The organism is Bradyrhizobium sp. JR3.5 (assembly GCF_054057015.1).
The window spans coordinates 1,274,522-1,295,602 of sequence record NZ_JBSRYV010000002.1; the positions used below are offsets into that span (position 1 = coordinate 1,274,522).

General features: G+C 63.3%; 14 protein-coding genes and 2 pseudogenes. 5 read left to right on the forward strand and 11 right to left on the reverse strand.

All coding sequences use genetic code 11. The features are described 5' to 3' along the window. Positions 1-48: 48 nt before the first annotated feature. The 4 genes and pseudogenes from ACVWW1_RS22855 to ACVWW1_RS22870 all read right to left on the reverse strand — a co-directional run bounded on the left by ACVWW1_RS22855 (position 49) and on the right by ACVWW1_RS22870 (position 4,654). Positions 49-1,338, reverse strand: a complete 1,290-nt coding sequence (locus ACVWW1_RS22855; protein WP_456657513.1) for an MFS transporter — start codon at positions 1,336-1,338, stop codon at positions 49-51. A gap of 113 nt (positions 1,339-1,451) precedes the next feature. Further along, a pseudogene (locus ACVWW1_RS22860) lies at positions 1,452-2,481 on the reverse strand (glycoside hydrolase family 5 protein). Continuing rightward, a complete protein-coding gene (locus ACVWW1_RS22865) occupies positions 2,478-3,767 on the reverse strand; it encodes an O-antigen ligase family protein (RefSeq protein ID WP_456657514.1) in 1,290 nt (429 codons plus the stop codon). Before ACVWW1_RS22865 ends, ACVWW1_RS22860 begins: the two are co-directional and overlap by 4 nt. Positions 3,768-3,841: 74 nt before the next feature. Further along, on the reverse strand, positions 3,842-4,654 hold the full coding sequence (locus tag ACVWW1_RS22870) for a WecB/TagA/CpsF family glycosyltransferase (protein ID WP_207840308.1): 813 nt from the start codon (positions 4,652-4,654) through the stop codon (positions 3,842-3,844). An 828-nt stretch (positions 4,655-5,482) separates the two neighbouring features. Here ACVWW1_RS22870 and ACVWW1_RS22875 point away from each other — a divergent pair. After that, entirely contained in the window at positions 5,483-6,283 is an 801-nt protein-coding gene (locus ACVWW1_RS22875) for a GNAT family N-acetyltransferase (RefSeq protein WP_456657515.1), read from the forward strand. A gap of 146 nt (positions 6,284-6,429) precedes the next feature. On the opposite strand, the gene ACVWW1_RS22880 is transcribed toward ACVWW1_RS22875, so the two are convergent. Both ACVWW1_RS22880 and ACVWW1_RS22885 read right to left on the reverse strand, forming a co-directional pair. After that, positions 6,430-7,193 (reverse strand): IS5 family transposase gene (locus ACVWW1_RS22880; RefSeq protein ID WP_207832802.1). Its coding sequence is split into 2 segments (ribosomal slippage): positions 6,430-6,855 and positions 6,858-7,193, totalling 762 coding nucleotides; the frame shifts between segments, so codons are not numbered across the junction. Positions 7,194-7,262: 69 nt separating this feature from the next. Further along, positions 7,263-8,485, reverse strand: a pseudogene (locus ACVWW1_RS22885) (FAD-dependent monooxygenase). A 503-nt stretch (positions 8,486-8,988) separates the two neighbouring features. On the opposite strand from ACVWW1_RS22885, the gene ACVWW1_RS22890 reads away from it, so the two are divergent. Beyond that, a complete protein-coding gene (locus tag ACVWW1_RS22890; RefSeq protein ID WP_456657516.1) occupies positions 8,989-10,314 on the forward strand; it encodes a lipopolysaccharide biosynthesis protein in 1,326 nt (441 codons plus the stop codon). 66 nt (positions 10,315-10,380) lie between these two features. On the opposite strand, the gene ACVWW1_RS22895 is transcribed toward ACVWW1_RS22890, so the two are convergent. Beyond that, the gene (locus tag ACVWW1_RS22895) at positions 10,381-12,495 is read right to left on the reverse strand and encodes a GumC family protein (RefSeq protein WP_456657517.1); all 2,115 of its coding nucleotides are present in this window, start codon (positions 12,493-12,495) and stop codon (positions 10,381-10,383) included. Between the two features lie 166 nt (positions 12,496-12,661). Here ACVWW1_RS22895 and ACVWW1_RS22900 point away from each other — a divergent pair, with 166 nt between their 5' ends. From ACVWW1_RS22900 to ACVWW1_RS22910, 3 genes are all read left to right on the forward strand, one after another. Then, a complete protein-coding gene (locus ACVWW1_RS22900; protein WP_456657518.1) occupies positions 12,662-13,963 on the forward strand; it encodes a glycosyltransferase family 4 protein in 1,302 nt (433 codons plus the stop codon). A gap of 15 nt (positions 13,964-13,978) precedes the next feature. Beyond that, on the forward strand, positions 13,979-15,535 hold the full coding sequence (locus ACVWW1_RS22905; protein ID WP_456657519.1) for a glucosamine inositolphosphorylceramide transferase family protein: 1,557 nt from the start codon (positions 13,979-13,981) through the stop codon (positions 15,533-15,535). Positions 15,536-15,611: 76 nt separating this feature from the next. Further along, positions 15,612-16,697 (forward strand): IS5 family transposase, encoded by a 1,086-nt coding sequence (locus ACVWW1_RS22910; protein WP_456655252.1) that lies wholly within the window; start codon positions 15,612-15,614, stop codon positions 16,695-16,697. A 360-nt stretch (positions 16,698-17,057) separates the two neighbouring features. On the opposite strand, the gene ACVWW1_RS22915 is transcribed toward ACVWW1_RS22910, so the two are convergent. The 4 genes from ACVWW1_RS22915 to ACVWW1_RS22930 are packed head-to-tail and all read right to left on the reverse strand — an operon-like array spanning position 17,058 to position 21,049. Continuing rightward, the gene (locus ACVWW1_RS22915) at positions 17,058-18,260 is read right to left on the reverse strand and encodes an ABC transporter substrate-binding protein (RefSeq protein WP_456657520.1); all 1,203 of its coding nucleotides are present in this window, start codon (positions 18,258-18,260) and stop codon (positions 17,058-17,060) included. A gap of 54 nt (positions 18,261-18,314) precedes the next feature. Next, positions 18,315-19,016: an SDR family NAD(P)-dependent oxidoreductase gene (locus tag ACVWW1_RS22920; RefSeq protein ID WP_092116696.1), complete on the reverse strand. Its 702-nt coding sequence runs from the start codon at positions 19,014-19,016 to the stop codon at positions 18,315-18,317. 39 nt (positions 19,017-19,055) lie between these two features. Continuing rightward, on the reverse strand, positions 19,056-19,862 hold the full coding sequence (locus ACVWW1_RS22925) for a glutathione S-transferase (RefSeq protein WP_456657521.1): 807 nt from the start codon (positions 19,860-19,862) through the stop codon (positions 19,056-19,058). A 26-nt stretch (positions 19,863-19,888) separates the two neighbouring features. Further along, positions 19,889-21,049 (reverse strand): iron-containing alcohol dehydrogenase, encoded by a 1,161-nt coding sequence (locus tag ACVWW1_RS22930; protein WP_456657522.1) that lies wholly within the window; start codon positions 21,047-21,049, stop codon positions 19,889-19,891. Between the last annotated feature and the right edge of the window lie 32 nt (positions 21,050-21,081).

The window sequence follows — 21,081 nt, forward strand, 5'->3', positions numbered from 1 at the left end:
GCCAACGGCCACGCCTTTCGCAACATGGACTGAGCCTGAGCTCAGCGGTTACTTCTCGCCTATCTTCACCGGCGCAGTCTCGGGCATCAGGCTCATCGCCACGATACCGACCGCCGCCGCGAGCAGCAGATACCAGGACGGCGCCAGTGGATCTCCCGTCACATGAAGCAGCCACGTGACCACGAGTTGCGCGGTGCCGCCGAAGGTCGCGATCGCGACCGCGTAGATCGTGGCGAACACGCCGCCGCGAATATTCTGCGGCAGCGCTTCGGTGAAGGCCGCATAGAACGCCGTGAACGGCAGCGATCCGATGAATGACAGGATGCCGAAGCCGAACAGCAGCGACCACGCGCCGGGGTCCCGGACGATCCACAGGAAGGCCGGATAGGTCAGCACCAGCACGACCAGTTGCGGCCAGATCATGATCGGCTTGCGTCCGAGCCGGTCGGCAAGCCAGCCGCCCAGTACCGCGCCGATGATCTGGAGTCCGTTGCTCACCAGCGAGACGGTGAATGCCAGAGAGGGCGACACATGCAGCGTATTCTTGGCATAGGTCGTCATGTACTGCGTCACGTAGGTCGAGATCGTGCCGCTGGCCAGGATCATCACGGCCAGCATGATCACGCGAAGGTGCCGGCGCGCCAGCATGACGTGGTTCGAGCGCTCGACGCTTGCGACAGCGCGCTCGCCGTGAGGGACCGTTTCAGGCAGCGTGCGGCGCATCCATATGCCGAACGGCAGGCACACCGCCCCGAGCAGGAACGCGACGCGCCATCCATACGCCTGGAGCATGTCAGGCGCCATCGTGCTGCTCAGGATGACACCGACGAGGGCGCCGACGGTCGCTGCGACCTCCTGGCTGGCGGGCTGCCATGCCACCACCAGGCCGCGATTCCTGGGTGCCGCGATCTCGATGAGATAGGCCGTGGTCGGTCCGACTTCGCCGCCGAGCGCGAACCCTTGCACCATCCGCGCCAGGATCACGATGATCGGCGCCACGACGCCGATCGCGGCATAGGACGGCGTCAGCGCGATGGTCAGGATCGCTCCACCCATCAGCGCAAAGCTCAGCAACATCGCCGGCCGCCGGCCGACCCGATCGGAGAAGATGCCGAGCACGATGCCGCCGATCGGCCGTGTCAGGAAGCCGGCACCGAAGGTCGCAAGCGACAGCATGAGGCTGCCGTATTCGCTATGCGCGGGGAAGAAGGTGCGGCCGATCTCGGTCGCAAAGAAGCTGTAGGTGATGAAGTCGTAGAACTCCAGCATGTTGCCGATGGTCGCGGCAAAGGCGGCGCGCTTGACATCGAACTGTTCCCTGCTCGCAATGTCCGGCAACGCTCTCGATTCCCTAGGCTGTCCGGAGCGAGTATCATTCCTCGGGCCATGCAAGGCAAGGCATGGCGTACTGCGCGATCCTGCATCAGGGGCCGCGCATGGGCCGCAAGGGTTCATCGAACCGGCGGAATGATCGCGCGGAGGATGTCCCTGTTCCAGCGTTGCCGGGCGCCGTCGAATGCCGCGAAATCGTGATCGAATTGCCAATAGGCCCACGCCCAGCCGAAGCTTTCAGCGCGCCTCGCCACGAACGACAGGTACTTCGCCCGGCTCTCCACCGGCGCACGCTCGTAGACGCCGAACTCGCCGAGATAGATCGGGCGCTGCTCCCTCTTCGACCAGGACCTGACCTTGTCGAAATCGGCAGCGGCCTTGGCTTCGTCCTCCGCGGAGCCCCAACTCAACGGGCCGATTTTCGAGAAAGTCGCCGACCACGGCGCGCCTTGATGGGTGAATTGCAGCGGCAGGTAATAGTGGAACGTGACGATCAGGTTCCTGTCACCGGCCGGCAGCGTCAGCTGCTCGACCGGCAGCTCCTCGGTGTTCAGGACGGCGACAACGACATCGCGCGTCGGATTCGTTCCCCTGACGATGGCCAGGCATTCGCCGAGCAGCCGGCGCGTTCCACTCGGCCGACGTCATATTCCCACCGGGCTCGTTCAGGATCTCGAACACCAGCGCCGGGTATTTGCCCGCGTAGCGCGATGCGATCTGGCGCCAGAACGCCTTGAGCTTCGCCGTGCATTCCGGCACGTCGCGTTGGCAGAGATCGGTGTCGTGCTCATCGAGGATCGGGATCAGCTTGCTCGCCAGCACCTGCTCGATCACGGCATCGAGGCGCCGCAAGACGGCATCATCCAGGATGTTGCCGGCATCCATGTGCTTGAAGCCGAAGAAGTTGATCCGGACGTGTGAAAAGCCCGCCTTGCGGATGGCGGTGAGGTTTTCCAGGCGAAAGGGCGCGTTCGGGTAACCTTGCCAGATGCCGTCATAGCCAAGAATATTGATGCCGCGCCCCAACGCCGCGACGTCCGCAGATGCCCCCTGCCCGGCCGCACGCGCGGGCGAGATCAGCACGGCAGAAAGCGCCGCCGCCAGCAGCACGCTTAAGGCTCTTTGCGGAACAAATCGAAACGCGGTCATGACGGCTCCAGCTCGCGCAGCTGCAGGCGCGACGACGGCAACGAGCGGCAAGCGGCGAAGAAAAAGGCGATCAGCAGCACCGATGTGAACATCGTCGAACGCAGGAAGACCGTTTCGGTAAAATTGGTCTGGCAGTTGAGGAAGACGAACCCGACGATCAGCGCGCAATGCAGACGGTCGATCGCCCGCTCCGCGATCAGGCAGAGCATCTTGTAGGAAAACAGAAGGACGCTCGCCGTGAACAGCAAATAGCCCAGGAATCCGGTTTCGACGAGAATGGCGATGTAGCCGTTGTGGTAATTGTCGAGCACCCAGCCGTGGTTCTGGTTGAAATAGTCGTAGATCTCCGGTCTGGTCCAGAACCCGTTGATGCCAAATCCGAATAGCGGCGCATCATCGAAATGGCTGATGGCGTAATGCCAGATGAAGGTTCTTTCGGTAAAATTGATCGTCGTGTCGAACACGTGGATCGAGCCGTAGCCGGTCGTGTAGAAGTACAGCATCAGCAACGCGGCCGCGACGCACATGGCACATGGCAGCACCGCGTAGACCCGCATGCAGCTGACCGACCACAAGGAGGTCAGCAACAGCGCACAGGCGACCAGCGACAAGGCGCCGGCGCCGCGCGACTCCGAAAAGACGACGCAGGTCGAGGCCAGTGCGAACGTCACGAGGAACGGCAGCCATCCCTGTCCGGTTATCTTTCGATAACAGGCAAAGAACATGAGATAGGCACCGGCGAAGCCCAGGGTCTGCTTCGACTCGAAGACGCCCTGCCATTGCCCATTATGCATCCAGGTCTGGTCCACGCCGATGTCCGGGAGTGCGACCGCACAAAACGCCGAGCCCGCGATCAGGACGAGGAGGCCGCGGGTGGTCGCCTTCACGATGTCGTCGATGTCGACGCGGCTGACCATGCAGAACGCGCCCAGCGTCGTGATCGCGAGCGCCCCGGCCTTCATCAGCGCCGCCGCGTCCAGATTGGTCCAGAACACCGAAAGCGTGGCAAACGCATAGAATGCGACGATCACAAGCGTGTCGAGATTGAACGCCAGGCGCAGGCAGGGACGCACGAACAGGCTCGCATAGATCAGCACGCCCCACATCAGCAGGGCGACGGCCTGCTGAACCAGCGTTACCTCGGTCGGAAGCAGCGCGGGGTGGAACGTCCCCATCGACATGATCACGTTGACGGTGATCGACCAATTGACGACGGTTCGCGCGAAATTTTCCGCATCAACGCCCGGCGTCTGCCAGACCGAGCTATCGACTGCTCGACCGTCCATATCAGTTGTACTCCGCTCACTGAAGAGCTCGCCGCTCCGGTGGATCGGAGCGGCACATTGCACTCGGTACGGATTCAGTCCCTGGTCGCCGAGGACCGGGTCCGGTTGAACAGCAGATAGAGAGCGTGCGGATTGGTCGTCAGATAGCGCCAGAACAGCCGGCGCGGCTCGAGCCAAAGACGCCAGGCCCATTCGAGCCCGACGATCTGCATCCATCTCGGCGCGCGCGGCCGCGATCCGGACAGGAAGTTGAACAATCCGCCCGACGTCTTGATGACGCCGACATTACCAAGCCGCGACATGAATTCGTCGACGAAGGCCTGCTCGTAGGGCACGCCAAGCGCGACCCAGAGAAAGTCCGGCGCAAGAGCGTTGATCTGATCCACCTTGGCCCGAAGCGCGTCGCCGCGCAGATAGCCGTGCGAATGGCCGACGATCTTGAGAGCCGGGTAGGCCCGGCGGACATTGGCGATTGCCGCCTTGTTCTCGGCCTCGTTCGCGCCAAACAGGTAGAAGGTCAGCCCGAGTTCTTCCGCCTTGCGCGCGACGTTGTGGAACAAATCCGTGGTCGCAACACGCTCGGGAAGCGGGTTGGGCGACCGCAGCTTCGACACCATGACCAGCGGCTGCCCGTCGGCATTGATCAGGTCGGCGGCACGGAACAGCCGGTCGGTCATCGGCTCGGTGGAGCAGCGCGACAACACCTCGCCATTGGCTGATGTCAGATACAGCGGCCGATTGATACGCCGGTTCGGATACACCGCCTCGACCATGAAGTCCGCGGTCTGCTCGCGATCGAGCACGGCGAGCCGCAGCCCGCCGATCGTCGCCCGGGCAACCCTGGCGGTCGCAGCCCTGCCGACAGGATTGGTGCGCCGCTCCAGCATGCCGTTCGGCATCGTTGATTCGGCTAGCACATCCGTCGAGGAAGCCAGCCGCCCGGCGCTCGAAGTGTTGCAAATCCGGACAGCTGGAGCAGCCATATCCGAATCGAGACGCCGCGGCCGCTCGCGATCGGCCTGCAGGGGCGAGATTGCGTCGGAAACGCGAGCTTTTTGGCTGTTAGTCAACATTTCAGCAGGGGCTCCAGTGCTTACGTGCACCTAACTGCAATATCCGGTCCAGACGGATGCGATATCACGCGGCAGCGCGACGTGCGAGACGGACCGTAAGGGATTGTTAACGATGCCGGCGCTGGGCGGAGCGACAGCATCACACAGGATTCCGCAAGGCCGGCGACGTTTGAGCAGCAACACTGCGCAAAGGTCAAGGGACTACATTAATACAAATCGTAATCTCCCGGTGCCCGAGATCATCAGCCTTTGCTATAAGCAGATCACGGCGGCTCGACCGGCGCTTTGAAAACCCGTTTGTTTGGTTTCACATGAATAAGAATGATGACGCGTTCGATGTTTGCATCGACGACGCATTCGACTTCCTGTCTGAAGAATACGCGACATTGTTCGAAGGCTCGGACGCGACCGCCTTCCAGCATCCGCTATGGCTCGACAGCCTCTATCGCAGGCTCGCTCCCGCCGCGGCAGCGAAGCCGCTGGTCGTCGTCGTCCGTCATCGCACCAACAAGGCGCTGGCGGCCGTGCTGCCGCTGCTCCGCGTGCGGCGCGGCCCGATGCGCACGATCGAATTCGCGGACCTTCGCGTGTCCGACTATTTGTCGCCGGTCTGCGCCCGCCAAGACATTCGCCGACCTGCTGGTGGACCGGCAGGCCTGCGAGCAGCTTCGCAAACTGGTCCGGCCATTCGACCTGCTGCGCATTCCCAAGCTGCTCGACGCAAGGATGCCGATCGAGAATCTGCTCGGGGCGCCTCACCGCAGTCTGATGGATACCAATGCCTATGCGACGGTCCTGTCCGCGCCGTTCGAGCAATGGGAGCTCAACGCACTGGGAAAATCCTATCAAAAGGAACTGGCAAAGAAATGGCGCCAGATCCACAAGAAGGGCACGCTCACCTTCGCATGCTGCAACGACAGCGCTTCCATCGGCGAAGCCATGGACGTGATGAGGAAGTTTCGCGGCCCGCGTTTCCAGGCACACGGCGACGGTGACCTGCTGCAGCGTCCGGAATATTTCGATTTCTACTCGAGCGTGGCGCTTCGCGGCATGGGCTCGTTTACTCGGCTCTATGCCATGAAGATGGATGGCAAGGTCATCGCCACCGCCCTTGGGCTGGCGCACCGCGGCAGCCTGCTCGTCGTCATGACGGCTTTCGACATCGAGGGATACAAGAGCCAGTCGATCGGCGCGCTGACGTTCGAGAGTGTCGCCAAAGACTGCATCGAGCGCGGAGACCGGGTGCTGGATTTCACCATCGGTGACGAACCCTACAAGATGCAGTTCGGAGGCCAGCCCACGCCGATGTCGAGCGTGACACAGGCCGGCAGCGCGGCCGGATCGCTTGCACTGTTTGCGCTGAAGCAGGCGCCCTGGATCAAGCAGGCCGCCAAGCGGGTGACCGACCTCAGGCCGGTCCGCACCTCGACCGGCACGCGGTAAGGCCGCCTGGGAAAAGCCTAACTGCTGCCTAAGGCGCGATGAGATTAGGTTGAATCGTCATCGCGCATTAGCTCTTTGTTTGAGCATGATCTTTTCGGAAAACCGCTTCGCACTTTTCCGGATGATGCTCTAGGTGGTGTGGACACTTACCGCATCCAAAGGACGATGGCTGCGAGAGTGACGACGGCTAGGTAATTTCGGGCGGTCTTTTCGAAGCGGGTTGCGACGCGTCGGAACTGCTTGAGCTTTGAGAAGCAGCATTCGACGAGGTGACGCTGGGCATAGAGGTGCTTGTCCAGCGGGTATTTGAGTGCGCGTGACGGGTTGTTGGGGATGACGGCGAGCGCGCCCTTGGCGGCGATGGCTTGGCGCAAATGATCGGCGTCATAGGCCGTATCGGCCATGACGACCTCGGCAGGTAGTCCCTCGATCAATGCGGCAGCTTGCGGTGCATCGCCCTTCTGGCCTGCGGTCAGCGCGAACCGTACGGGACATCCCAAGCCACGAACGGCCATATGTATCTTGGTGCTCAGGCCACCGCGCGAGCGGCCGATCGCCTGATCTTCAGACCCCCTTTTTTGGCCCCGGCGGCGTGCTGATGCGCCCGGACGATGGTGGAATCGACGATCAAATATTCGAAGTCCGGATCATCGGACATCGCCTCGAAGATCCGCCACCAGACGCCCTTGATGCTCCACCGACTGAAGCGCCGGAACACGCTGTTCCAATCCCCGAACGCCTCCGGGAGATCACGCCAGGGAGAGCCCGTGCGAACAATCCAAAGTACACCTTCCACGAACATCCGATTGTCGCGCCCAGTGGAGCCCTTCTGGTCGGGGCGACCTATGATCAGCGGCGCCATCCGCTCCCAAGCCGCGTCGCTCAATACCAAACGGTCCATCACACCCAAGACTGCCTCCCCAAAAGCAGTCTTGAATCTGATTTGCGCCTAAAAGGGAATCCTTAGAGTCCACACCACCTAGCGGAGCGCGCTGCGAACGCGCATGATCCATCCCGGATGAATCCGGTCCACCTGATGCGTAATCATGCGGCGCAGGAAGTGCAGCTTCCGCTGCATGGTCCAGCGCACATCGGTGTTGGAGGTCAAGGCCTGGCGGAAGCGCGCCAGTTGCAGCGAATGCCGGTCGGCGGCGAGCTTGTCGCGATCGGAATAAGAACTGCGCAATCTTCTCCGTGCCCATGCCGTCGGTCTCGAGCCAGCGCGGCACATATTCGGTGCAGAGACGCTCGACATCCACCAGCAGGCGGCTCACGCCGGTACCGGCCGCAGGACAGTTGGTCTGGTAGGCATCGCCGATCAGCACGACGCCCGGCTGCAGATGGCCCCCGGTCACCGACAAGTCCATGACCCAGTTGTGCACCTGGCCGACGATCTGGAAATCGCCAAGGTAGCGCTCCAGTCCCGGCATCAGACGGAGCAGCGTCCGCCTGGTGTCGCGGCGCAGCTCGCGCATGATCGGATCGGTCGGATCGCGGAACATGAACAGGTTCGCGCGCATGCCGCCAGACATCGGAAACAGGCTGAGATAGTCGACGCCGTCAGCCGCCTCCTTGCCGTAGCAGGTCAGCGCGTCGAAGCCGAATGGCGCGTTATCCGGCCGCGCGATCGTGAAGCCGAACGTCACCGAATGGCGCGCGGCGATCATCTGCCGGCCGCATTCCGAGATTGTAGCCAAGCGCGCCCGCCATGCCGGTCGCCAGAACGACCAGGCGCGAGACGACGCGTTTTCCGGAGGCCAGCGTCAGTTGCTGACGATCCTCGCTGCAGCTGACATTGGTCACCTGGTCGAGCAGGAAGCTGGATGTATCAGGCGTCAGGCCACGGGCCATGTCGACGAGGTTGGCATAGGAAACCCCGTAGGACCGACCGACGCCGATATCGACCAGTCTGCCGTCCCTGATGTTGAGCACCCGGTCATAGGACGAGGCGACGGCCTCGACATCGTCGATGAAGCCCAGGCGGCGGAAGATATCGATCTGCCGTCCGGCGATCTTTTCGACGCGGAATTCATCCGGCGGGATCGAGCGCTTGTCGATCAGGACGACCCGATACCCGGCACGCGTGAGGACGGCCCTCGCGAGCGAGCCCGCCAAACCGGCGCCAACAATGGCAACGTCCGCTTCGATCGTTTCAGCCTCGCAGGCTGCGATCGGCTGGGTCATGCTTTCCTCGGCAATCATCTTTGTCCGCTCCGACGGCTAATTGGCCTGGAACTGCAATTTCCTTGCCTGCCCTGCAGCCTCGCACAACGGACACGATGAGTTCCACTATCGAGGTTAACGACAACGCCCCCACCGCGATCAGCCCGTTCCCGGCATGTGGCTTGCAGCCAATACGGTCATGAAACTGACGTTTTGGCCGCTCCACGGCGGGCCGGCAGGGCAACTGCCAGGCCGTGGCGCTTCGACGGGTGCCGTTGACGCGCTAACGCGGCTTCAACCAGCGCGGCCCACGCTGTCGAACCGGGCCCGGAGGAAAATCCAATCTGCGCCGTTTGGACACAGCGAGGACGGCAGCGTTCCAGAATGGAGCAGCGCGACATATTGGCCGTAGCGCCTCAAGCCCGGTTGGAAGGAACGGAATTTTAGCAAGAGAACATTAACACTCCAGACCTCACCGGTTGCTAAGGTCAGCAGCCTGACAGGATATTGAGACGTCGCTTGTGATTGCCTCCGTTCTTCAAATGCTACGGCGCGATGTCACGCGCGGCGTTGCCGGGACCATCCTGCTCAAGGTTGGCAGCGGCGGGCTCGCGTTCGCCCTGTTCTCGCTGGCGGCGCGGACGATGACGCCTGACGCGTTCGGAGACTTCGCAACTTTGCTCTCCGTCGCCCAGATCGCCGCGGTCGTGGGCCTGGTCGGCCAGGAGCTGCTGCTGGTTCGCTTCCTCAATGAGTACGAGGTGCGCGGCCAGGCCGAGTTGACCAAGGGCGTGCTGCTGTCGAGCCTGAAGTACTCGGCGATCGGGATGCTGATCTCGATCGCCGCGATCGCCGCGGTGGCAAGCATTCGCGGCGAATGGTGGCTCTTGATCCTCTCGGTCTCGGCGTTCACCGCCGTCAATGCCGGGCTGATGCTCGGCAGCCAGATCGCACGATCGCTGGTCAGCATCCTGATGGGCGAAGGCAATCGCGAATTCTTCTGGCGAGTTGCCATTGTCCTGGTCCTGATCGCGGCGCTGTTCGGCCACCGCCAGCTCACCCCCGCCGAACTGTTCGCCGCGATGACGGTCGCGATGGCGTTGGGGCTGGTCGTGCAGATCGTGTCGATCGTGCGCGTGCTGCCGAACCTGCGCGCGGTCACGGCGCGCTTCGAGACGTCGCGCTGGAACCGCAGTGCGTTCCGCTTCTGGCTCGCCTCGATTCTCGAAGCGGCGAACCAGTATTTCGACGTCATCCTGGTCTACTGGATGCTGGATCCGGCCACTGCGGGCGTCTATTTCGCCGCCTCGCGTCTGGCCAACATCTTCGCGATGCTTTCCGCCGCGCTCTACACGTTCGGCGCGCGCCGGCTGCCGTCGCTGTATTTCAGCAAGAATCACCGCGAGCTCGAACATACGCTGAAGCTGATGGCCGAGGTGACCGCGCTCTGCGTGCTCAGCGGGCTCGTCATCGTCTGGGTCGGCGCTCCCTACCTGCTCGGCCTGTTCGGACCGCATTTCGCCGCGCAGCAGTGGGTGTTGATCGTGCTCGCGATCGGGACGGCCTTGCAGGCGGCGGGCGGCCCGTCGGCCGCGGTCCTGCAGCTGACGGGGCATGAGCGCGATTATGTTCCGGTTGTCGCCGCCAACGTAGCGTTGCGACTGGTCGGATTCGTCGTGCTGATCCCTTGGCTCGGCGTGCTCGGGGCGGCGATCTCGGCGACGGTTTCCCTGGTGCTCGCCACCGTCGCACTCAATGTGCTGTGCCGCCGGCGGACCGGCGTCGACCCGTCAATCCTGGTGTTGTCGCATCTCGCGTCGTCGAAGGCCGGCGCTTACGCAGTCCGCGTTGCGGATAGCAAGGACTAGAGCGTTTTCAAGCGAAGTGGACGCCGGTTCGCGTGAAGAAAACCCATCAAACAAGAATTTAGATCTTCAGCTTGCCAATCCCACGGCTTCGCGCTGAGGGTTGCTGACCGCGGCATTGGCCGCCACGCGATTGATGACGAGCGCGATCGGGACCGAGCCGAACCTGGACAGATCGGTCCGCGCCTTGCCGATCGCAGCCGGGTTGGCAGCGCCCTCGCGAACCACCAGGATCACCAGGTCGGCTTGGGCGGCCAGCGCGACCGCGGCCGGCTGCATGGCAAGCGACGATGCGTCGACGATGATCAGGCCGAAATCGGCGCGGATGTCGTCCTGCGGATAGGGCGGCGCCTTGCTGCTGGCGCCGAGCAGTTCGACGACCGAAGGCAGATCGGCCTTGATGATCCCCGAGCCTTGCGGCGGCGCGGCTTCGGCGCGGCTGGTTTCCATCTCGATCAGGACGCTAAGCATCCCGTTCTTGACGGCGGACCGGTTGAGCGACCGTGCGACGGTGCTGCCGCCCGCACCGGTCTCGACCGACAGCAGCAGCGCCACCTTGCCGTGCTCACCCGGAAGCTGCTCGATGTTCTCGATCAGCAACTGAAGATGCGGACTGAGATCGGGCTCGGCCGTCGTCGAAATCGGGGTCTGCCACACACTCCTGACGGCATCTGACGACACCATGTTGGGAATGCGGGCCAGCACCGGCAAGCCCGGCGGCAGCGCAGATTGCGGCGCGGCCGAGGGCAATGCCGGGGCCGGTGCGGGCGCCTCGGCGCGGCGAAGCGGAATACTTTTGATCGGGAGCTGCTTCAGATCCAGACCGGGCACGGCGACGATCGCCGTCGACGTCAGCAGCGAGACGATCGCGAGCGCGACGAGCAGCAGAGGAAGCGGCGGAAGCGTCGAACGCACCGGCGGCGTCGCGGGCGATGCCACCTTGGTCTGCGAGTTCTGAAGACCGCGCTGCTCGTCGGTCGTCCTGTAGCGCGACAGGAACTGCTCGTAGATATTCTTGTTGGCATCGGCATCGCGCTGCAATTCCTGCAGCTTGACGAGCGCTTGACCGTCGACAAGGATCTGCTGCTCGGCCGCCTTCAGCTGGTCTTCGAGCGCCTTCTGCTGGTCGCGCTGCGCCTCGTATTCCGACTTCGCGGTGTCGATGTTCTTCTTGCGCTCGATCTCGATCTGCCGGTTGAGATCGTTCAACTGGCTGAGCGCCATCACGAGGTCGGGATGACGATCGCCGAGCACGCCGCGCTTCTGGGCAATCTGGTCGTTGAGCGCGGAGCGCTGGGCGCGCAGCGCGCTCAGCAGGTCCTGCTTGACCGGCCCGTCGACATTGGCCTTCAGGTCGCGTTGCAGCTGCTCATAGCGCGACTTGGCCTCCTCGGCACGGGCGCGCGCCGCGGCAACCTGCTGCGTCAGGTCGGTGACGCGCAATTGCTGCGTGGTGGATTCCTTGCCCGCGTTGACGATCCGGTGCTCGAGCTTGAACTTGGCAACGGCATCTTCCGATGACCGCAGCCGGTCGTTCAAGGTCTTGAGCCGGCTCTTCAGCCAGTCGGCGGCCTCGTCGGTTGCCACGCTGCGCGTCCCGCGCTGGCTGGCGACGAACGCCTCGGCCACCGCATTGGCGTAGTACGCGGCGCGCTGCGGGCTGTTGGACGTGAACTTGATGGCGATAACATAGGTTAACCCGCGCCTCGAGATATCGAGCCGGTTGCGAAACCGGTCGAGCAGGCGCGTGGCGTCGGTCCTGCCGCCGGCGATGTCGCCGTCCTCGGCGACCTTGAGCTGATCGATCAGCGGCCCGAGAAATCCATCGGATTTGGCGATTTCGACGTAGCTTTGCAGAGCTGCGGCATCTTGACCGATCCCAGGCAGGACGTCCTGGTCGGCGGTCACGCGCTGCTCGCGCGGATCGAGTACGACGAGCGCCGTCGCGGCGTAACGCGCCGGGATCAACATCAACAGGATGACACCGACCGCGAAGATGACCGCGGCGAGCATCAAGATGCGTTGACCCTTCTCGCGAAAAAAAGCCAACACACCCGGAATGCTAAGCACGCCCTTGGTGGTTTCCGCCGAGGATTGGCCAGCCGGTACGCCAGCAGTTTCCCACGACGCTGCGGGTTCCGTGACTTCGGAACGTCTCGGGCCTATCCGGCTACCGAACTTCATGGGCTCTGACTCGACTTCAACTGACAGTACTGCTCCAACGTAAATATCTATGGTTAATCGCCGGTTACCCCCTCTTTGCGTTGCCGTAACCAATTAGTTAACGAGCCGGCTGTACCCTATCTGTGAGATAATAGCTCTCGATTGCCGACACATGTCTGATTGCTAAATGAGCAGTAACCTCAACACACGCTACTCGATGCACGAGCGCGCTTCGCGTGATAGTTACGCGCGCAAAAATGCAGGGGACGAATCCACCCCTTCAACGGGTGAGGAATCCGTGCTCCAGCACACGCCAAGCACAGAATTGCGCGAAGCATCGACCGCATCACGCGATCGACCGAACGAGAGCAAGCGAAAGCTTCGTGTTGTCCTGGTGCAGACCCAGGCCGAGAACGCCGGCGCGCAGGAGATCTCGCGGTTGCTCGGCGCCGGCCTCACCGCACGCGGCTACGACGTCGCCAACCTGTTCTTCTTCCGCAAATCGGATTCGTTCGACGAGCCGCCCAATACGTTCTATTGCGCGCAGACCCGTCCGGGAAACCCGGTGGCCCTGCTGCGCATGCTGTGGGCGCTCGCCGGTCATCTCAGGACCATCAAGCCCGACGTCGTCCTGACTTTCCAGCACTTCGGCAATGTGATCGGCGGAGTCGTGTCGCGCCTCGTCAGCCGCGCCCCCGTGATCGCCAACCAGGTATCCTCGGCGCTGTCGATGAGCATGCCGGTGCGCGCTGCCGACATCATCATGGGTTCTACCGGTTTCTTCCACTGCATCACGCTGAACTCGCGGGACATGGAGCGCGAATATGCGCGCTATCCGGCTCCGTACCGATCGCGCATGAAGCACGTCCCGCACGGCTTCGACGACAAGTCGCACAGCCTGCCTAAGGACGTTGCGCGGCAACAGTTCAAGCTGCCGCCGGACTGTACCCTGCTCGGCTGTGCAGCAAGGCTGCACCCGCACAAGCGGCTCGATGCGGCCATTCGCCTGCTGGTTGCCGATCCATCCTGGCACCTTGCGCTCGCCGGCCAGGGCGCGGATGAAGGGCGGCTGAGGGCCCTGGCGGACGAGCTTGATGTCTCCGACCGGCTGCACCTCATCGGCGAGATTGCACCGCGCCAGATGGCCGATTTCCTGGCCTGTCTCGACGTCTTCGTATTCCCCACGCAGGCCGAAACCTTCGGCCTTGCCGCGGTCGAAGCCGCGGGCGCCGGCATTCCCTGCGTCGTCAACGATCTCCCCGTGCTGCGCGAGGTGCTGTCCTACCAGGGACAGCCTGCCGCGGTGTTCGTTGACGCTTCGAACGAGGCCGAATTCTCGGCCGCCGTATCGAAGGTCCTGACAGATCGTGTGTTGAGCGACCAGCTGCGGCAAAGCGCCGTGGGCCTGAAGTCGCGCTATTCGTTGGATGCCATGATAGGGGAATACGTCCGCATTCTCGGCGACGCCGTGGGCGCGGACGCGCACTAGGAAGTTGGGCTGGCCATGATTATCGAGTTTCGCTGCGACCGCGCGCAGCCACGGCTCTGGATGTGCCGCGAGTCGTTGCGCGTCAACGATCAGGATATTCCCGTTCAAATCGCCTGGGCCACGACGCCGGAGCCTCGACCCGCGGGCCTCGACATGCTGTTCGAGCTCGAGCGCATCGTCCTGCGCAAGGGCAAGACCGGCGGCGCCGACCGGCTGAAGGCGATCCCGGAGCGTCCGCGCGCCGGCGAGCCCGACGTGGTGGTCGACTTCACCACTGCCACACGGGATCCTGGCTGCTCCGCCAAGCTCTATCTCCGTCCGCGGTTCAATGGGCACGCGGGGGAGAGTGGGCTACTTTCGGCCATTCTCGCCGGCGATCTGCCGGTGATCGAAATCGTCAATGAGCTCGACGGCTCGGTGATGGACCGCGGCCATCCCTCCGCGGAAATCGCGGCCGGCCTGAGCGGCGGGCTCGAAACGGTGATGGCACGCACGCTGTCGATGCTGCCGCCGATTCTGTCAGGAGCTCCGCGGCTGGTGCCGCAATTGGCTGCTCCGGCGAGCGGCGGCGAGCTGCGAAATCCAGCGCCCTTTGTCGTGCGCGGCGTGGCGACTTCGATCGCGAAGGAAATCTATCGCCTGTGCTGCTACGCGCCGCATTGGCATGTCGGTTGGCGCTTCGCCGGGAATACGGATACCTGGCGCACCGGCGACCTGTCGGGACCTGCCTGGAACGTGCTCGGCGATCCCGGTAACCACTTCTATGCCGATCCGTTTCCGGTGCAATGGCAGGGCAGGACGTTCGTCTTCTTCGAGGACCTCGACCACCGGACCGGCAAGGGCATCATTTCCGCGATCGAATTCGACGGCAGCGGGCCGATCGGCACGGTGATGCCCGTGCTCGAAGAGCCCTGGCATCTGTCCTACCCGTTCCTGATCGAGGATGGCGGCGAGCTCTGGATGATCCCGGAAAGCACCGCGCATCGGGACGTTCCGATCTACAAATGCATCCGCTTTCCGGACAAGTGGGAGCGGCACTCAACGCTGCTGTCCGGCCTCGAACTTGCCGACGTGACGATCACGCAGCACAACGGCCTGCACTACATGTTCGGAGCCTGGCGCGACGGCACCGGCGGCTATTCCGACACGCTGGCGATCTACTACGCCGGGCAATTGCTCGGCCCCTGGCAACCGCATGCGGCCAATCCGATCCTGATGGATCGCGCGACCACGCGGCCGGCCGGCAACTTCGTGACCGTCGATGGAAAGCTGTGGCGGCCGGTGCAGGACTGCACCAACGGATACGGCGCGGCGCTCGGACTTGCAGAAGTGCTCGAACTGTCGCCAACGACCTACAAGCAGGCCGTTCGGCATCTGCTCAAGCCCGGGCCGCTATGGAGCGGGCGCAAGCTCCACACGCTCAACCGGTGTGGCCAGCTCGAGGTGATCGACGGCTCGCGGGTCCAGCCGAAGACTACGGCGTTTCTGGCGAGCCTGCGATCGAACGACCAATCATCGCAATGGGGCTGGCATGGTACGCTGGCGAAGCCGATCGCACGACGGCTCCTCTAGCAGTCTGCTGAAAAAGCCCTCGCAAAGGGCTGCGGTTGATGATTCAATTATCTATCATGAATCGTCGGGGGCTCGCATGCGGGGCGATTTTGCGGATCAAGGCGGGTTGTTTTCGTACATCTCGCCGGAGGCACGGGTACCTCCGAACCATCCGCTGAGGAAGATCCGAGGGCTCGTCCGCGATGTGCTGGGCGAGATGAACCGTAACTTGGGGAAGCTTTACGCGAGCGAAGGACGGCCCTCGATCCCTCCGGAGCAATTGCTGAGCGCAATGTTGCTGCAGGTGTTCTACGGCATTCGATCGGAACGCCAGTTGATGGAGCAACTGGACTACAATCTTTTGTACCGCTGGTTCGTAGGACTTTCGCCGGACGCCCCCGTCTGGGACCCGACCACCTTCACCAAGAACCGCGACCGGCTGCAGAACGGCGAGGTGTTTGCGACGTTCATGAACCGGCTTCTGAACCATCCGCAAGTCAAGCCACTATTGTCGGACGAGCATTTCTCGGTGGACGGAACGCTGATCGAAGCCTGGGCATCACAGAAGAGCTTTCGCCCCAAAGACGGCAGCGGTGATGACGACGACGGCGCTAACTTCCACGGCCAGAAGCGCAAGAACGACACCCATGCGAGTACCAGCGACCCCGACAGCCGGCTCTATCGCAAGGCTGCCGGGCGGGAGGCGAAGCTCTGCTATATGGGCCACGCCACCATGGAGAACCGGCATGGGCTGGCGGTAGCCGGCATGGTCACGCACGCCAATGGCACCGCCGAACGCCGAGCCTCGGAGATCATGCTGAAGGCGAGAGGCAAAGTTGCCGGCTGCCGCATCACGGCCGGTGAGGACAAAGCGTACGATACGGTCGATCATGTGGCCAATCTTCGCGCCATCAACGTGACACCGCATGTGACGCAGAACCAGGCCGTCACCAAAACCGGCAAGACCCGCAACAGCGCCATCGACCAACGAACCACGCGGCATCCGGGCTATGGCATGTCGCAATCGCGCCGGGCGATGATCGAGTGCATCTTCGGCTGGGGCAAGCAGCACGGCACCATGCGCAAGACCAAACATCGCGGCATCGCTCGGGTCGCTGCCGACTTCATGCTCAATCTGATCGCCTACAACCTGATCCGCATCCCCAAACTGGTTGCAGCGTAGCCAACTTGGCGTTCAGACCACCAAAGCGCTTCAAACTCTCAAACAAATCATCCCAAAAATGGCACCCGCGACAGAACAAACGCCCAATTCCTTGGATTTTTCAGTAAACTGCTAGAGCGGGATGGGGTTAGGTTGAATCGGGTTTTGGCCCCGGATTCGGGTCACCTCTCCCCACCGGGGAGAGGTCGATTTGCGCAGCAAATCGGGTGAGGGGCCGCAGTTCCAATGAGAGACCGCAACCCCTCACCCGGGCGCTTCGCGCCGACCTCTCCCAAAGGAGAGGTGGGCCTCCGATGCCGCTCCAACTCGACTTGATCTCATCACGCTTTAGCACGACGCGTTAGTTATCCTTGCGACGGCTCAGTTCGGCTCGGCGCTCAGCACGCCGCCGAACTGCTCCCAGGAGCTCCCCGTCCAGCGCTGCAGCTGAAGCTGCGTATAGGCCATGCTGTTGTCGGGTCCCGTGTTGACCGTGATGCCCGGCATCAGCGTCGGCAGCGCAAGTCCCTTGATGTTGCGCGCCTGCTTCACGATGTTCTCGCGCGACAGGTCGTCGCCGCACTGCTTCAGCACCTGCTCCAGGATCTGGCCCTGCTGGGTCCCGAACAGATAATTGCTATCGCCGATATCGGCACCCGGAAGATACTTCTCGAAATGAGCGCGATACCATTTGATGCCGGGATCGTCGGCCCACTTCCTGTCGTTCGGATCCTTCGCGATGGTCGCCACGACGACACCGACCGCCTTGTCCGCTCCGGCCGGCACGATGGTCGAGGAGACCGAGCTCGACACGTAATTCACGATGGTGAGTGGCGTCCAGCCGATCTCACTCGCCTTCTTGATCGCTTGCGCGGCGAATTTCGGCGTGCCGGCGATCAGGAACGCCTGGGCGCCCGACGCCTTCAGCGTCACCACGCGTGATTCAATGGTGGGCTCGGTGACCTCATAAGGAGACGTCACCACCTTCCTGTCGAACTCGCCCTTCAGGGTTTCCTTGAACGCGGCCACGAAGTCACGGCCGAGATCGTCGTTCTGGTAGAGGATCGCGATCTTCGCGTCGGGCGCCGTCTGGGCAATGTACCTGGCGTAGATCTTTCCTTCGGTGTTGTAACTCGGCAGCCCGGTGGTCGTCAGCGGAAACTCGGCGAAGTTCGCAAACTTGGTCACACCGCTGACGACGAAGAGGTGCGGCACCTTCTTCGCGGTCACATATTTGATGGTTGCGCCGATGCCGGGCGTCCCCAGCGGGCTGAACAGGAACGCGACCTCGTCGCTCTCGATCAGCTTGCGGGTCTGCTCCACCGCCTTGGGCGGCGAATAGGCATCGTCATAGGTGATGAGGTTGATCTTGCGGCCGTTGATGCCGCCGCGATCATTGATGGAATGGACGTAGGCGATGAGGCCCTTGCCGGTATTGCTCAGCGGGGATGCCGGGCCGCTGAACGGGAATGTCGCGCCGATCCTGATCTCAGACTCCGAGACGCCGGGCGTTTCCGCGCGGACCGCAGTAACAGCAACGGCCGCAAGCATCGCGATGGACACAGCAAACGTCTTCACCAACATGAACTCCCCCTGAACGCTTATGAATAGACCGGCTCTTGCGGCGCCGAGCGGCGCCTACCAGGCTTCGCCGAACGGCCTGATCTCGACGTTGAACGACCACGCGCTGCGGTCCTGATGGGCGACGTGCCAGACCTCGTCCGCGATCGCGCGCGGCTTGATGAAGAAATCGTCCGGCCGCTCCGGCCAGCGCTTCCGCGTCCACTCCAGATCGATCACCGCATCGATCACGAGATAGGCGACGTGGACGCCCTGCGGCCCGAGGTCGCGCGCCATCGCCTCGGCCAGAATGCGCTGCGCCGCCTTGGTCGGCGCGAACCCGGCGAAACCGGCCTTGCCGCGCAAGGCCGAGGTGTTGCCGGTCGCAACGATGGCGCCCTTGCCGGCGCTGATCATCGCCGGAGCAAACCGCCGTGCCAGGTACAACAGGCCCATCGTGTTGACCTGGAAGTTGCGATTGAGAATCTGCGGATCGATCTCGCGGAACGTGCCGAACGCCCCGCCGACGGCATTGTGGATCACAACGCCGGGGCTGCCGAGATCGCGCTCCACGGCCGATGCCACCGTCTCGACCTGCACCGGGTCGGAGACATCGCATCGATAGGCCTTTGCACCCGGCAGCTGCTTCTCGAGCGCGGCGAGACGCTCCTCGTTCCTGGCGAGAAGTGCGACCCGATAGCCGCCTTCAGCGAACCTCCGGGCAAGCGCCGAACCGGTGCCGGGCCCGACGCCGGATATCAGACAGACGGGTGCGGTCATGCAGTCAATCCTCCGCGTAGCAGCCAACAGATTTCAAGATCAGGCGGCCGCCTTCGCCAGCAGCTTCTCGACGTAGGGCTTGAGATCCGGCCTGACATGCGCGTGCTCGACCAGCCGGGCAAAGTGAGCGAACATCAGCGGATACGCATCCTGCACCCCCGGGTGCAGAATTCTCTCCAACCCCTGCTCGCGCAATTGCTCGGTCCGCGCATGCTCATTCATGAACAGCGCAAGCTCGGCGGCAAGGCAAATGTCGGCAATCGAGATGCCGTTTCCGACCAGCGCCTCTCGCCGTGGCGACAGCGCCTGCTCGATCCCCGAGGCATAGATCGCGAACGCATCCTTGGCGCGGGCATGGATGGCCGCATCGACCGTGCCGCCCGACAGCGCGAGCAGATAGATCTGCGAGTCCCGCGCAAACACCAGGCTGGCATCGAGAAAACTGTCGATCCTGGACGCCTCATAGGCGTCACGTCCGTAGAGCGGGAACTTCGCCTCGCCGAGCCGCGCCACTGCCCGCATGATGCTGTTCGATTCGAAGATTCCGACCTTGCCGTCGGCACCGAACGCCGCCGGCACATTGCCGAACGGTTGCGCCGCCATGAACGCATCGGTCTTGAAGAGCTGCGCGCCGGTCAGTCCGACCCGGCCGGCTCGCGCGAGCGAGGCGAGCTCAGCGCGCTCCTGCTCTGCCAGCGGACGGGCATCGTAATCCCACAGCCAGTCACGCAATTCCTTGCCGGAGGCGCCCCTGACCTCGACGTCGACGCCGCAGAACCGCGCGGCGATGGTTGCCTTCCAGACCCGCGGGTTCGGCAGATAGGAGAAGATGCGCAAGGCGGCCATGATGGGCTGCTCCAGATGCTGTTGCCTCAGGCGGCCAGTTTCAGGATCTTGACGACATCGCCGGGCTCGCGGATCGGCTGCGGGTTGGTGCGGGTGAAGATCGACAGCATGGCGTTCCGGCCGATCAGCTCGAAGCGGTCTTCGCCGACTCCGACATCGGCCAGCCGCCGCGGCAGGCCGAGCTCCGCGATGAACGCCGCGAATGCCTCGCCGGCATCATGTCCCGGCGCACCGAGCGCGGCGGCGATCGCTTGCTGGGCCGTTTCCGTCGCGGGACGGTTGTAGCGCAGCACGCTCGGCATCATCACCGCCGTGCAGAAATAGTGCGGGACGTCGCAGGTGCCGCCGAGCACATGGCCGATGGCGTGGCTGGCGCCCATCGGCACCCGCGACTGCAATCCGAAAGCCGACAGCCACGAGCCCAATTGGCAGCTCAGCCGCGCTGCCTCGTCGTCGGGATTGGCCTTGGTGCGCAGCAGGCCGTGATGCAGATAGCGCAGTCCCTGCTGACACACCGAATCGACCAGCACGTTGGGCCGGCTGGAGCAGATCGCCTCGATGCCGTGATCCATCGCGCGCGTGCCGGAGCCTAGCCAAAGCTTCTCCGGCGTATATTTTGTGATCGCGGGATCGAGGATGATGCTGCGCGGCATCATCATCGGGTGATTGAAGATCTGCTTCAGCTTGCGGCTGGTGTCGGTGACCAGCGCGCCGGAATTGTATTCACCGCCCGAGAGCGTGCTGGGGATCGCGATCATCCGGACCTTCGGGTTCCGGAACGGCCCAAACCGGCGGTCCGGCGTGGTCTCGAAGCCGTCGAGCCCCGCCGGTTCGAAGATCGCATGCTCCATGCACATCAGCACGATCTTCGCCGCATCGACCACCGAGCCGCCGCCGATCGCGACGACGAGGTCCGCCTTGGCTTCGCTCGCCTGTCGCGCGATCTGCGTCACCACATCCCGGGTCGTGTGCTGCGGCACGCCGTCGAAGGTCGCGGCATGGCGATCGCCGAGCCCTTTGCGGATCTTCTCGATCTCGTCGGTGGTGGTGTTCAGCGTGCGGCTGGCGATCAGATAGACGCGTTTCGCGCCCAGCCGTTCGGCCTCCTCGCGCAGCGCTTCGGCTGCCGGCTTGCCGTAGATCACGGATTCCATGCTGGGATATTGATGGCTGCCGACGACGCGCATGCTTTCGCTCCCTCGATGTGTCCGTGAGTTCG

Bases quoted from the DNA above. Each gene is read 5' to 3' on its own strand.
- ACVWW1_RS22865 (WP_456657514.1), bottom strand. From the start codon at position 3,767: ATGGACGGTCGAGCAGTCGATAGCTCGGTCTGGCAGACGCCGGGCGTT.
- ACVWW1_RS22870 (WP_207840308.1), bottom strand. From the start codon at position 4,654: ATGCTGGAGCGGCGCACCAATCCTGTCGGCAGGGCTGCGACCGCCAGG.
- ACVWW1_RS22890 (WP_456657516.1), top strand. From the start codon at position 8,989: ATGCTACGGCGCGATGTCACGCGCGGCGTTGCCGGGACCATCCTGCTC.
- ACVWW1_RS22895 (WP_456657517.1), bottom strand. From the start codon at position 12,495: ATGAAGTTCGGTAGCCGGATAGGCCCGAGACGTTCCGAAGTCACGGAA.
- ACVWW1_RS22900 (WP_456657518.1), top strand. From the start codon at position 12,662: ATGAGCAGTAACCTCAACACACGCTACTCGATGCACGAGCGCGCTTCG.
- ACVWW1_RS22905 (WP_456657519.1), top strand. From the start codon at position 13,979: ATGATTATCGAGTTTCGCTGCGACCGCGCGCAGCCACGGCTCTGGATG.
- ACVWW1_RS22910 (WP_456655252.1), top strand. From the start codon at position 15,612: ATGCGGGGCGATTTTGCGGATCAAGGCGGGTTGTTTTCGTACATCTCG.
- ACVWW1_RS22915 (WP_456657520.1), bottom strand. From the start codon at position 18,260: ATGTTGGTGAAGACGTTTGCTGTGTCCATCGCGATGCTTGCGGCCGTT.
- ACVWW1_RS22920 (WP_092116696.1), bottom strand. From the start codon at position 19,016: ATGACCGCACCCGTCTGTCTGATATCCGGCGTCGGGCCCGGCACCGGT.
- ACVWW1_RS22925 (WP_456657521.1), bottom strand. From the start codon at position 19,862: ATGGCCGCCTTGCGCATCTTCTCCTATCTGCCGAACCCGCGGGTCTGG.
- ACVWW1_RS22930 (WP_456657522.1), bottom strand. From the start codon at position 21,049: ATGCGCGTCGTCGGCAGCCATCAATATCCCAGCATGGAATCCGTGATC.